The organism is Methanogenium cariaci JCM 10550, assembly GCF_001315945.1.
Taxonomy (GTDB): domain Archaea; phylum Halobacteriota; class Methanomicrobia; order Methanomicrobiales; family Methanomicrobiaceae; genus Methanogenium; species Methanogenium cariaci.
This window is the reverse complement of the sequence record NZ_BBBG01000035.1, coordinates 1-12,022: the sequence shown is the minus strand read 5'-3', so window position 1 is coordinate 12,022 and position 12,022 is coordinate 1. Positions and strand designations below refer to the sequence as shown.

Genomic DNA, 12,022 nt, shown 5'->3' with positions numbered 1-12,022 from the left:
TTTAAAAATATTTGGTTTAGAAATCGGTCATGATTCTGAACTGATCGATCTCTGTGCTGTCGAGTTCCTCAAGGAACTGTTCGGCTGCGTTTTTAATATTCTTGCTTGCGGTGATTGCACGGCCCACAACAAGGATGTCGGCACCGGATTTCAGTGCGGTCTTCACCACATGCTGCCTGACGCCGCCTGCGGTTGCAACGAGGAGGTTTCCACCGGCAGCTTCCTTGATTGCGCCGATGTTGCCCCAGTTGTATTCACTGCCTTCTTCATCGATTGCGCGGTGCAGCTCGACAATACTGGGGGGGCTGCGCCACGTGATGCCAGTTCTTTGACGAGTGCGACGGGATCCTCAACATTGAGCATATCGATGACCGAGTAGATACCGGTCTTCTTTGCTTCAAGGATGAACTTCTCAATGGTCGAGACCGGTGCAAGGCCGGAGACAACCACTGCGTCAGCGGATGCGTTTGCTGCCATGCGTGCTTCAAGGTTGCCGGTGTCAAGAGTCTTGAGGTCGGCAATGATGAATGAGTCCGGGCGAATCTTGCGGATCTCTGAGATGACATTGAGGCCAAACTGCTTGATGAGCGGTGTGCCTGCTTCAATAAGCACGTGGTCGTTTGCCGGAACCTGGGTCAGCACGCGTTCGACGGATTTCATGTCGACAAGGTCCATGGCCACCTGCAGGTATGGCGGGTTCCAGAGGCGCTGCACTTTGAATCCCATAACTGCATGTCCTGCGCGGTCTTTTTTCTTTCATGAGCACTTCTTTGCTGGGGAACTGTGCAAATGCGCGCTCAATGGCCTGCTTTGTTGCGCCGTAGTTGTAGCGGTAAATCCGATTGTAGTCCGCTGCATCCGGGTGTAAATAGACACTGGCAAGGATTACGGTATCTTCAATGTCAACGTCATCAAAGACGCCTTCTTCAACGCTGTCAGCAATAGCCTTGGCAACCGCGGCCTGCACCGCGCCAAAAATTGCATTAACCTGTGATCCCTTTTTCAGGGTTACTTTTGGTATGATGAGTGTCGCTGGTTTTGTCAGCAGATTGGGGCGGACGACTGCAAGCAGAGGTGTATGGCCTGCAGATAGCTGGGACAGCCCATTTGCAAATGCTGAGCCGATTGGTCCGTTTTTATCTCCGATCATAAGATCGATATGGGCAAGTTCAGTGCCTTCGCCCTCGAGTGATTCTCCTATTAGATACATGAGTGTCTCCTAAGCCAGTATCTATTTGATGTAGGCTAATAAAAACACTCTCAAAAAGTGGGGGGGTCGTGAGATTTGAACTCACGATCGACGGGTCTCTCCGACATGCGTGAGCACTAATTGCATCAGTGCTCCAACGGGTCATCATCAGGTTATCAGTAGACCCATTGTTCATCATACGCAAAGACCGTTGGAGCCCGTCGCCATGCCGGACTAGGCCACGACCCCCCCTCACAGAATTGCATACTAATGTCGATGCCCTGTATAATAAGAATTGCGATTGGATCGCGATTCATAAGTAGATATAAAAAAAGATATTGTACGAATGACTCAGAACAGCTACTCCAGCGGCATCTCCGATATTCCCCTCATCGGGATGACCATTGGAGATATGCTCGACTCAGTAGTCGACAAATATCCAGAAAATGAGGCACTGGTCTCCGTTGAACAGGATATCCGTTGGACATATGCAGAGTTCAAAACCCGTGTGGAGATGCTGGGCCGCAGTCTGATGGCCATTGGTGTCAAAAAAGGCGATCGCGTCGGCATCTGGGCAATGAATTATGCCGAATGGACTCTTGTTCAGTTTGCTACAGCCAAAATCGGCGCTCTGATGGTCAATATCAATCCAGCCTACCGCACGTTTGAACTGGACTATGCCCTCAAACAGGCAGAGATACATACCCTGATTCTGCAGGGCCGGTTTAAGTCATCGGATTACGTCGGCATGTTCTATGAGGCATGTCCGGAAGCAATTGAGAGCAGGCCGGGGAAATTATCCAGTGAAACGTATCCATTTCTTCGAAATGTGGTCTTTATGGGGGGGGATATCCTATAACGGGATGTTTACCTGGGACGAGATCATGGAGAAAGGGAAGAATATCAGTCCTGACGAATTGCGTGAGCGCGAGGAATCCCTTTCATTTGATGATCCCATCAATATTCAGTATACATCAGGCACGACCGGTTACCCGAAGGGAGTGGTGTTAACCCATCACAATGTGCTGAACAACGGATACTGTATCGGGGGGGAAGGGATGTCGTTTACCAGCAATGACCGTCTCTGTATTCCGGTACCGTTCTATCACTGTTTCGGGATGGTGCTCTCGAATCTGGTCTGTGTGAGCCATGGTGCAGCCATGGTTCTGCCATCTGCGGCATTTGATGCTGAGGCGGTTTTAAAGGCCGTGCAGGATGAGAGATGCACGGCATTACATGGTGTTCCTACCATGTTTATCGCCGAACTCAAGCATCCGAATTTTACCAAATACCGGTACGATACCCTCCGAACCGGGATTATGGCCGGTTCTCCCTGTCCCACGGAGTATATGCGGGCCGTCTCTGAAAAGATGAACATGACCGATGTGGTGATCGTCTATGGTCAGACCGAGACCTCGCCGGGGGGGGTGACCATGACAACGACACACGATCCGATTGAACGCCGGGTGTCAACCGTGGGCAAGGCGTTCCCCCATGTGGAAATTAAGATCACGGACCCGCAGACGCAGCATATTGTGCCGCGAGGTATGCCGGGCGAGATCTGTGCGCGCGGATATGTGGTCATGAAATGCTACTACAACAATCCCAGCGCGACCCGGTCAACGATTGATGCGGACCGCTGGAACCATACCGGTGACCTTGGCATTATGGATGAAGAGGGATACGTGCGGATTGTCGGAAGAATCAAGGAGATGGTCATCCGTGGCGGAGAGAATATCTATCCCCCCCGTGAGATCGAGGAGTTCTTCCATACTCATCCGAAGATCGAAGACGTCTACATCATCGGCGTTCCGGATGAGAAGTACGGGGAAGAACTGATGGCCTGGATCAAACCGCACGATGGGTTTGAGATGACCGAAGAGGAGGTCAAGGCCTACTGTAACGGCCGGATTGCGCGGTATAAGACGCCGCGCTATGTGAAGTTTGTGACAGAATTCCCCCCCGCGACGGTTACCGGAAAAATCCGGAAGGGCGAGATGCGGGAGACGTCCATCAAAGAGCTGGGCCTTGAAGACGAAGCCCGGATTGAGACGGCATAATCCTTTCCCTTCTTTTTTGAAACGGTATCACCATCCCGATGGCGATCGGGAACAGTATCAGTTCAGGATTTTTGAAAAATAATGCAAAAAAGGTCTGCCGGGGTATCCGGCAGGTGGAATTGTTACTGGGGGGGGTGTTTGCCCGTTCAACCAACTGAGATGATATTTCCTGCGCCTTTTCCAGTATATCTCTTTCTCCGGGGATGCATTTGTCCGCCATCAGGATGCTGCCGTCACAGATGACGGTGTCGACCGCCCCCCCACCGCTGCATGAATACACGATATTGGAGACACAGTTGTGCATGGGCACCATCGAAGGGGGGGCCGTCATGTCGATTAAGACGATATCCGCGGTGATCCCCCCCTCCTGAATTGCCCCCCCGGCGGGTATGCCAAGGGCTGCTGCGCCGTTTGTGGTGGCCATCGCGAGCGCCTCGTCCGCCGGCAGCAACGTGTCGCTGTTCCAGAAGAATTTCTGAAGCAGTGCGGCGAACTTCATCTCCTCAAACATATCCAGATTGTTGTTGGAAGAACATCCGTCCGTTCCCAGCGTGATGTTTGCCCCCCCGGCATCCTTCAGCGCCTGATAGGGCAGTGCCCGGTTGACGGCGAGTTTCATATTTGATGACGGGTTGTGGGAGACATTCACCCCCCCGCGGCTGCCCAGCAGGCTGCACTCGTCATCGTCAAGCCAGCAGCAGTGGGCTGCAAGGGTGCGCTCTGACAGGCATCCGCATGAATCAAGGAAGGCGGCGGGCCGCATGCCGTGTTTTTCCATACAACCATCAACTTCCCCCCCTTCGGTCTCACTGAGGTGGATGTGTAGCATGATATCCTCCTGTTCGGAGAATTCCGCACACCATTCAAGGCCTTCCCGTGATACGGTGTAGGGGGCGTGCGGGCCGACTGCGGCCTGCAACCGTGGATTACTAAGGGATTTGATATGCCGGACGAGGTCTTTGGTGGCGGCAATCTCCGTTTCGCGTTTTTCCGGGTTGTCAAAATCAATGAACCCGTGGCAGAAGGTCGCGCGGATTCCGGATTCGTCAACCGCACGCGCTGCATCGTTCATGAAGAAGTACATGTCGTTGAACGCGGTGGTACCGGAACGGATCATCTCAAGGCAGGCCAGTTTTGTGCCCCCCCAGTAGACGTCCTCTCCGGTGAGATGTGCTTCAAGGGGCCAGATTTTTTCTGACAGCCACTCCTGAAGGTGCATGTCATCCGCGTATCCGCGCAACAGACTCATGGCGGCATGGGTGTGGGTGTTCACCAGACCGGGGGTGGCGACCATGCCGGAGGCGTCGATGATGCACTCTGCCTGACCCCCCCGGTATTCCTTGCTGATATCGGTGCCAACCGACTGGATTATGCCGGACGCATCAATATAGATGTCCTGCGTTTTTCCGTTTACCCGTGCGTTCTGAATGAATTTCGTCCTGTTCTGTGCGTAACCATCGGTATGTTCTGTCATGATATCATCCCATTCGTGTAATGATTCGTTCAAGTATCATTTCTGTCTTTTTTGTGTTCGCCCGGGCAAAATTAAGAATCTGCTCATAGGAGAGTTCATCCTCTCCGATGCCGTGTGCGTAATTGTCGACCATACATATCGCAGAGAATGCGATGCCCAGCTCGTTACAGAGCGTGGCTTCTGAAGAGACGGTCATCCCGACGACATCGCCGATGCGGGAGAGGGCACTGACTTCCGCTTTTGTCTCGATCCGGGGGGCCGCCGGCCTGCACATAGGTGCCTTTATTCTGTGACTCTGGGATGCAGGCGGAGACCTTTGCACTCAGTTCGGCGTCTATGCCCGGCATGACATGCACCTGTGAATGGTTGTGAACGGTTGGCACTGCGGTGGTCGTGGCATAATCATCGGGGGGGATGATGATCGAACCGGGCCCGATTGATTTCTTCAGGGACCCGACCGAGCCGAACGCCACCACCCGGTCAACGCCTGCGAGGGCCAGAGCAGAGATACAGGCAGGGTAATTGATCCGGTGAGGGGGGGCAGGCCGTACTGGTGTCTTAACAGGAGCGCGATATCTCCCAGATATAGTTCTGCAGAACCGTATGGTGTGGCGATCTCGGTTTTTTCAGGTCAGGTAATTTTGCAAAAAGAAGACTGGTACCGCCAATTATGCCTAGCATGTTATGTTGCTCCGTCATGCCTGAAAGGAATCGCGTGTCAGGCAATCTCTGGTGTACTATCTGTATGATTCCGTCATAAAAACGACGGTACGGTTAGAATCATATGCAATGTGATCCAATCTCATCGTCTATGATGAGCAGGTTTGGGATTGTCAGTGATGCAGCAATTGTGTCCGGGGAATGTACGGATGTCTACTTTGTCCACACTGATGAGGTCCTGCGTGCGGAAGGATGTAATCCTGATGTGACCATGGAGATCACTGCGTACGCACTGCCTGATGACTGGGGGGTTGTCTGCGGTACCGCGGATGTGCTCTCGCTTCTGGAAGGTCTGCCGCTGGATGTCTCTGCTATGCCGGAGGGTACAATATTCTATCCCGGCGAACCGGTTCTCAGAATATCGGGGGGGAAATATCTGGATTTTTGTAAATATGAGACGGCGATTCTCGGCTTTCTCTGTCATGCATCCGGTATTGCCAGCGCATCTGCACATCTTATCCGTATTGCCGGTGACAAGCCCATCTATTCGTTTGGTTCCCGAAGGCAGCATCCCGCAATTGCCGGTATGATTGAACGGGCGGCATGGATTGGCGGGGGGGTTGCCGGGGGGGTGAGTAATACCTGCGCCCCGGCAGACATTCCCCTTGCAGACGATGCCGCATGCCCTCATTATGAGTCTGGGGTCTGCAGAGGCCGGGTGGGCTGCCTTTGACCGCCATGCACCTCAGAGCATTCCCCCCCGGATATATCTCTGCGACACCTTCTCTGACGAGAAATACGAAGCGCTTGCCGCGGCACGGGCCGGTGCAAAGGCGGTGCGGCTGGATACGCCCCCCCGTTCGCGCAGGGGGGGGATATGCGTTCCATTCTTGAGGAGGTCAGATGGGAGCTGGACCTGCACGGGTTTACGTCGGTAAAGATATTTTTGAGCGGGGGGGGCTGACGGAATCGGATATTGTTGCCTATGGGGGGGATATCGTGGATGCCTTCGGTGTGGGAGGTGCCATCGCCAATGCGCCGGTGATCGATTTCTCGATGGATATTGTTGAACGCAATGGGGGGGAACCGGTATCAAAAAGAGGCAAAAAAGGTGGGGTGAAACAGGTCTACCTGACCGAAGAAGGAGAGCGACTCCTCCTTCCGGCATCGTCTGAGAGTCCGTCCGGGGGGGGCCGGGCGCTGATCATCCTGCATTAAAGAACGGGGGGGAACGGGTCTCTCCCGATTCTTCCGATACGGTCGGCGAGCGTCTGCGTCTTCAGCATTTTCTGTGCAGTCTGGCTGAGACGAATAAATAATCATTTTAACCTATGAAAGCGAAGTTAGTATGCACAGTGGCCGATAGATCAGGGGGAAGATCGCTACCTTGGCATGGTAGAGGCCGCGGGTTCAATTCCCGCTCGGTCCATTTCGTTTTTGCGTCATTTCCGATTGTACGATGAATCAGGATTCCGTATGGATATTGATTTCATCAGGCTGTTTTGATACGGAACGTTCCGTATGTCCGGGAGAATACCGATCCCCCCCGGTTCCATCAGGCGTAGCATGAATCATTCTGACGAGGCCCGGCTCAATTGTCCCCCCCTGCTGACGGTGCAGATGCATCGGAAGGGATGGTTTTATCTGATCCAATGGTGTTTAGGTCTCTCAATTTCCGGGGGGGGAAATCATGTCACTCAAATCAGGTATGTGCGTCTTCATCTGTATCGTGTTGGGAATCAGTGCCGGTCTCACGCTTTCCGTTTCAGCGCTCCACATCAATACCACCGCCGAAGGCTGCTCAGCGAGGACGGCTGCTATATCGGTGCATATCTGGGGGGGAACCAGGGGATAAACAGTGCCCATGGGGGGGTGAATTACTTCCATAAGGCACAAACCTTCCCCTACGAATCGCAATACCTCGAAAATCCCATGGACTACGGGCATGTAGATACGGGCATTGCCGCCTTCCGTTCTGCGGTCGACGGGATCACTGCCGGTTCGGGGGGGCACAGGCAGGTGTTGTTTTCCCGGTATTACCTGTGCATCTGGTATCCGGACAACAGTTACGAAAAAGTAGCGTTTCAAAAATCCCCCGCGCCCGGATGACTGCTGAAGCGGTGATCCGGCGGGGGGGCGGTGTGCCGGTCGTTGTTTTGGACCCCTACAGTCTGGTTGAGAACGGCGTCCTCAGCCTTGATGTGAAGAGTGCGGCAGGAATGACCGGCAAGGAGATTCTCAAGGATCTCGCTTCAAATCTCAACGTCATCTGCAAAAAATATCCGGATGATACGGGCAGGCCCGCCACGGCCATGGTCTGTTTTGCGCTTGAATTCAACACTCACAACGAGGTCAACCCGTCCGGAAATGACGCTATTGATAGTCCGCAAAAGCAGGCCTTCAGACGGGTGTTCCGGGAGGCATACACCATTCTCCACCAGTATGGCGGCGACAATGTCCAGGTGATCTGGGCGGGCAACGAGGCCGGGACGAAGGCGGACCGGGAGCACTACTGGCCCGGGAATGATGACCATATGAACCCGCTGGGACAGGACTCTGTCGACTGGGTGGGTATGACCGCATATGCCGGGCCCTATGGCATCAATACGCTGGACCAGATGCAGGGGGGGTTCTATGACTATTATGCACGGGACCGCGACCACCCGTTCATATTCGTGGAGACCAGCGCCGATACCTATGCGGTGAATCCTGCCGATCAGGATGCAACGAAAGCAGCACACGTCACCTATCTCTACAACACGAGCACCCTTTCCCCCTATCCCAATATCAAGGGCATCATCTGGTTCAATGTGGCCAAGGGTGAGGGCGGTTTTACCAAGAATTTCCTTCTCCCGACGGCAGTGGATTGATCACGGGGGGGAAACAACGGCGGGCACCGTGAATTCGAGCGCCTCACCGTCAAAGGCGATGCTCCCCCTATATCCCGATGCCGTCAACGATTCGTATTTTATCCCGTCTCCCGATCCGCTCTACGGACTTCCCGGAGTACCTCTGGAACCGCCCGTCTCCGGGTTTGCCGCTGATGTCGTATGGGGGACGGTTCCCCCCCTGACGGTCAACTTTACCGACCAAAGCAGTGGCGTGGTCGATACCTGGTACTGGGACGTTGACAATGACGGAATCATCGATGCCTTCACGCCGGATACCTCGTACGTCTACACCGTTCCGGGAAATTATTCGGTGACGCTGACCGTTTCGTCAGCAGGCGGTGCCCATACGTCCGGCAGGACGATCTCCGTTATCGAGCCGGTGACGGCCAATTTTACCGCTGTGCCCACCTCGGGTCAGACTCCCCCCCTGCAGGTAGTGTTCACCGATCAAAGTATGGGGGATCCTGACCAGTGGCTCTGGTCGTTTGGTGACGGGTCGGCGGATTCGACCGAGCAACATCCGTATCACACCTACCAGCGTGCAGGGAGATATACCGTCAGCCTGAATGCCTCCAAAACGGGGGGGGCGGGCGATATCATGACGAAGGTTGATTATATCCTTGCCTATGCGCCTGCCCGTTCCGACAATGATGAAGCGACGGGAATCAGACGTTCGGCGACGGCGACCGTTGTTCTGCCCACGGGGACATCCCCTGCCGGTGAGGCAACACCCACAGTCACGACAGCAGGCGCTCAACAACCCACCGCATCAGCGACACCAGCTCCGGTGCCTTCCGGTGCAGGTACCGGATCCCCCCCTACACCGCCCGCTACACAGAAGTCGCCGCCACTCATCTTCGCCCCGGTGTCGGGGGGGCTGGCCCTGCTCCTGCTGCTGGGGGGGAGAAAGAGGAGAGGGAGGTAACCTCCATTCTCTGCGGTATCTGATCACTGCATGAAGGGGGGGAGCAGTCCGGACGGGATGGCCTATCGTGCGACAGGGTCAGGACGGCAGCGGGTCAGGCGCACCATCGGTATGGCCCGGTCAGGAGATGGGGGGGCCCGGTAATGAAACTCTGGAATTCCCTACGGTTGATCATTCGTTAATCCCGGGGGGGCAAAATTAATGATAAAATCAATTATCCCCCCCTCTCCCTATTCCAAAGCCTTTTACGGGTTCCCGTGAACTGATCTGCAGGTATTTGCATGGGGGGGATGAAAGACTGGATAATTCCACAGGACAAGCAATTTTATGACCTTCTGGAGGAATCAGCTGAAAATGTACGGGATGGGGCGGAATTTCTCGTACATATCGTTGAAAATTACGACGACCTGAAAAATAAATGTCATAAGATGAAATCGCTGGAGCACAAGGGAGATGAAATAACTCATAAGATCTACCAGCTGCTGAATACCACGTTCATCACCCTATTGAGCCGGACGAAATATCACGTCTTGCTTCATCCTGGATGATGTGCTGGATTATATCGATGGTGCCACACGCATGATGTACCTCTATGGCATCCCGGAAACAGATCATTATATCGTTGAATTATCGAAACTGATTCTGGTTTCCGCTGAAGAACTTCAGTTTGCGGTCAAGGGGGGGATACGGGATTTAAAGCACCCGAAAGGCATTGAAGAGCGGTGTATTGAAATCAACCGTCTTGAAAATCTGGGTGATGACCTGCTGGGTGAGGCAATTCAGGAAATTTTCCAGTGTGATGATGCGATCCGCCTGATAAAGTATAAGGATATCTATGAAAAGCTGGAGAGCGCGACTGACCTGTGTGAAAATGCGGCAAATGTCCTGAGTGATATTGCGATTCGCCATTCCTGACGTGAATTATGGACACTCTGATAATCGCCCTGGGAATTATTCTGGCACTGGCATTTAACTTTGTCAATGGGCTGAATGATGCAGCAAACTCGATTGCAACGATCATTGCAACAAAGTCCCTGTCCCCCCCGATAAAGGCAGTCGCACTGGCCACATTTTCAAACCTTCTGGGTCCTCTTATCTTTACGACCGCAATTGCAGCCACTATTGGAAAGGGTATCGTTGACTCGGGATTTCTGACGACTCATATTCTTCTGGCAGCTATGTTTGGTGCTGTGATCTGGGTGTTCACCACGTCGATGCTGGGAATCCCGATATCCAGTTCCCATGCACTCATCGGCGGTCTTCTGGGTGCCGGTATCGCGGGTGCCGGTGTCGGTGCGATACTCTGGCCCGAATGGGACCTCGTGAAGACCGTTTTCTTTGCAATGGCTGCAGGTGGATTCTTGTGTACGCTCCTCTATATTGCAGTGGCATTGCTGCGCAAGGAGGAATGGCGGGGGGGGAAGGCACCTCTGGCATTTCTGGTAGGGGTGACCGTCATTATTCCGGCACTCATCATTGGCGGATTTATTAAGATCACCGGAATCCTTGCGGTGGTGATCTTTATTGTCATATCACCGATGCTCGGTCTCATCTCTTCATTTGTTATCGGCGTTGTCATCATGTATCTGTGCAGTGCAAAGAACCCCCCCTCCCGCCTCAATGCGATGTTCCGGCCGCTTACGATTGCCGCCGGTTCTTTTCAGGCAATTGGACACGGTGCAAACGATGCCCAGAATGCAATGGGTGTTATTACCGCGATGCTTGTTGCGGGAGGCATCCTGTCAGAATTTTCCGTACCGATCTGGGTTATCCTGGCCTCATGCGGAGCAATCTCTCTGGGAACACTCCTGGGTGGATGGCGGGTTGTGGATAAGATGGCGAACAAAATAACAAAAATCCGGCCCTACCAGGGATTTGCCGCTTCCATGGCAGGCGGTGGGGGGGTGCTTTCCCTGATGACATCACTGGGTGTGCCGGTCTCAACGACGCATGCAATGAGTGGGGGGGCTATCATGGGTGCGGGTGCAACGCGTGGTTACTCCTCTGCGGTGAGATGGGGGGGTATTGTCCGTGAAATCGTGGTGGCATGGATCATTACCATCTGCAACAGCGGTTGTTTCCTGGGTGGTATATGTTTTGTATGCCTCGGTTATTCTTTAATTTCCTATTTTTACCCTTGTTTGAGTATTCATTTTGTTTTTGATCGAAGATATCCACTGAGCGGGAGCAGTTGGAGGATATGCACATAAAATGTTAATAAAGCGAAGTCAAAAGTCTGGTGTGGCCATCGAAAAGATGTACAAACAAGGATGTGATCTGGTTCGATGAAACTATTCAAGAATTATACTAAAAAAAGGCGGCATTGGTGTGTATTCTTATACTCGTTGGGATCATCGGCGTGTACCTGCTCTATGGATTGGTTAGCCGGGACATGACTGGAATACCGGGGGAAAATGAGATTCCTGAGACAGTGTTCCGGTGTTTTATTATCGAATATAATCAGAGTTTCGCGAAAGACGCTCTTGTATTTCATCTTACTGATGCGGACCTGGAGGTCTATCCGGAATATCGGCGAGGAATGGAGAATGCAAATACCAGTACAATGGAATGGCGCGACGGTAAACGATATATTTACGAGGTGCAGGATTATTCAGAACAGCTCTGGTCATTCAATCTCTGTATTGAGAACAATTCCAGATCAGATTGTTTGTCCCATTTGAAATTATACGAATACCAAGGAAGATACTTTGAGATACGATGTATCCCCTCGCAGGTGCGGTCCCGGTAGGGCAGAACCTTTGCTCCTCATTTTGTTGAATAATACTTGCCCCATTGTGCGTGCCTGCTGGATGACAGGGGGGG

At 53.1% G+C, this 12,022-nt stretch carries 5 protein-coding genes, 2 tRNA genes and 5 pseudogenes; 7 read left to right on the top strand and 5 right to left on the bottom strand.

Annotation, left to right across the window (positions count from 1 at the left end):
• Window positions 1-16: 16 nt before the first annotated feature.
• Together JCM10550_RS16120 and JCM10550_RS19350 are read right to left on the bottom strand one after the other, a co-directional pair.
• Window positions 17-1,210, bottom strand: a pseudogene (locus JCM10550_RS16120) (bifunctional 5,6,7,8-tetrahydromethanopterin hydro-lyase/3-hexulose-6-phosphate synthase).
• Between the two features lie 58 nt (window positions 1,211-1,268).
• A tRNA-Trp gene (locus JCM10550_RS19350) sits at window positions 1,269-1,438 on the bottom strand.
• Between the two features lie 97 nt (window positions 1,439-1,535).
• Here JCM10550_RS19350 and JCM10550_RS16115 point away from each other — a divergent pair.
• Window positions 1,536-3,249, top strand: a pseudogene (locus tag JCM10550_RS16115) (AMP-binding protein).
• On the opposite strand, the gene JCM10550_RS16110 reads toward JCM10550_RS16115, so the two are convergent.
• Together JCM10550_RS16110 and JCM10550_RS16105 are read right to left on the bottom strand one after the other, a co-directional pair.
• Window positions 3,203-4,723, bottom strand: coding sequence for an amidohydrolase (locus JCM10550_RS16110; RefSeq protein ID WP_083475585.1), 1,521 nt, complete (start codon window positions 4,721-4,723; stop codon window positions 3,203-3,205). The pseudogene JCM10550_RS16115 and the gene JCM10550_RS16110 sit on opposite strands and share 47 nt — an antisense overlap.
• A gap of 4 nt (window positions 4,724-4,727) precedes the next feature.
• Window positions 4,728-5,404 (bottom strand): annotated as a pseudogene (locus JCM10550_RS16105) (MTAP family purine nucleoside phosphorylase).
• A gap of 133 nt (window positions 5,405-5,537) precedes the next feature.
• On the opposite strand from JCM10550_RS16105, the pseudogene JCM10550_RS16100 reads away from it, so the two are divergent.
• Together JCM10550_RS16100 and JCM10550_RS16095 are read left to right on the top strand one after the other, a co-directional pair.
• Window positions 5,538-6,547, top strand: a pseudogene (locus JCM10550_RS16100) (nicotinate phosphoribosyltransferase); the annotation flags it as partial.
• 192 nt (window positions 6,548-6,739) lie between these two features.
• Window positions 6,740-6,812 (top strand) — tRNA-Ala (locus tag JCM10550_RS16095).
• Window positions 6,813-7,051: 239 nt separating this feature from the next.
• Here JCM10550_RS16095 and JCM10550_RS21000 read toward each other — a convergent pair.
• Complete coding sequence (locus tag JCM10550_RS21000) at window positions 7,052-7,471, bottom strand: hypothetical protein (protein WP_157200383.1); 420 nt, start codon at window positions 7,469-7,471, stop codon at window positions 7,052-7,054.
• A gap of 17 nt (window positions 7,472-7,488) precedes the next feature.
• Here JCM10550_RS21000 and JCM10550_RS19945 point away from each other — a divergent pair, with 17 nt between their 5' ends.
• The 4 genes and pseudogenes from JCM10550_RS19945 to JCM10550_RS16065 all read left to right on the top strand — a co-directional run bounded on the left by JCM10550_RS19945 (window position 7,489) and on the right by JCM10550_RS16065 (window position 11,409).
• A complete protein-coding gene (locus tag JCM10550_RS19945; RefSeq protein WP_062400614.1) occupies window positions 7,489-8,253 on the top strand; it encodes a hypothetical protein in 765 nt (254 codons plus the stop codon).
• Window positions 8,254-8,281: 28 nt separating this feature from the next.
• Window positions 8,282-9,199, top strand: coding sequence for a PKD domain-containing protein (locus tag JCM10550_RS16075; RefSeq protein WP_172673949.1), 918 nt, complete (start codon window positions 8,282-8,284; stop codon window positions 9,197-9,199).
• A gap of 281 nt (window positions 9,200-9,480) precedes the next feature.
• Window positions 9,481-10,114: pseudogene (locus JCM10550_RS16070) on the top strand (DUF47 family protein).
• 8 nt (window positions 10,115-10,122) lie between these two features.
• On the top strand, window positions 10,123-11,409 hold the full coding sequence (locus tag JCM10550_RS16065; RefSeq protein WP_083475583.1) for an inorganic phosphate transporter: 1,287 nt from the start codon (window positions 10,123-10,125) through the stop codon (window positions 11,407-11,409).
• Window positions 11,410-12,022 lie beyond the last annotated feature (613 nt).

Coding starts and splice junctions, on each gene's coding strand:
- JCM10550_RS19945 (WP_062400614.1), top strand. CDS start 7,489: ATGACTGCTGAAGCGGTGATCCGGCGGGGGGGCGGTGTGCCGGTCGTT.
- JCM10550_RS16110 (WP_083475585.1), bottom strand. CDS start 4,723: ATGACAGAACATACCGATGGTTACGCACAGAACAGGACGAAATTCATT.
- JCM10550_RS16065 (WP_083475583.1), top strand. CDS start 10,123: ATGGACACTCTGATAATCGCCCTGGGAATTATTCTGGCACTGGCATTT.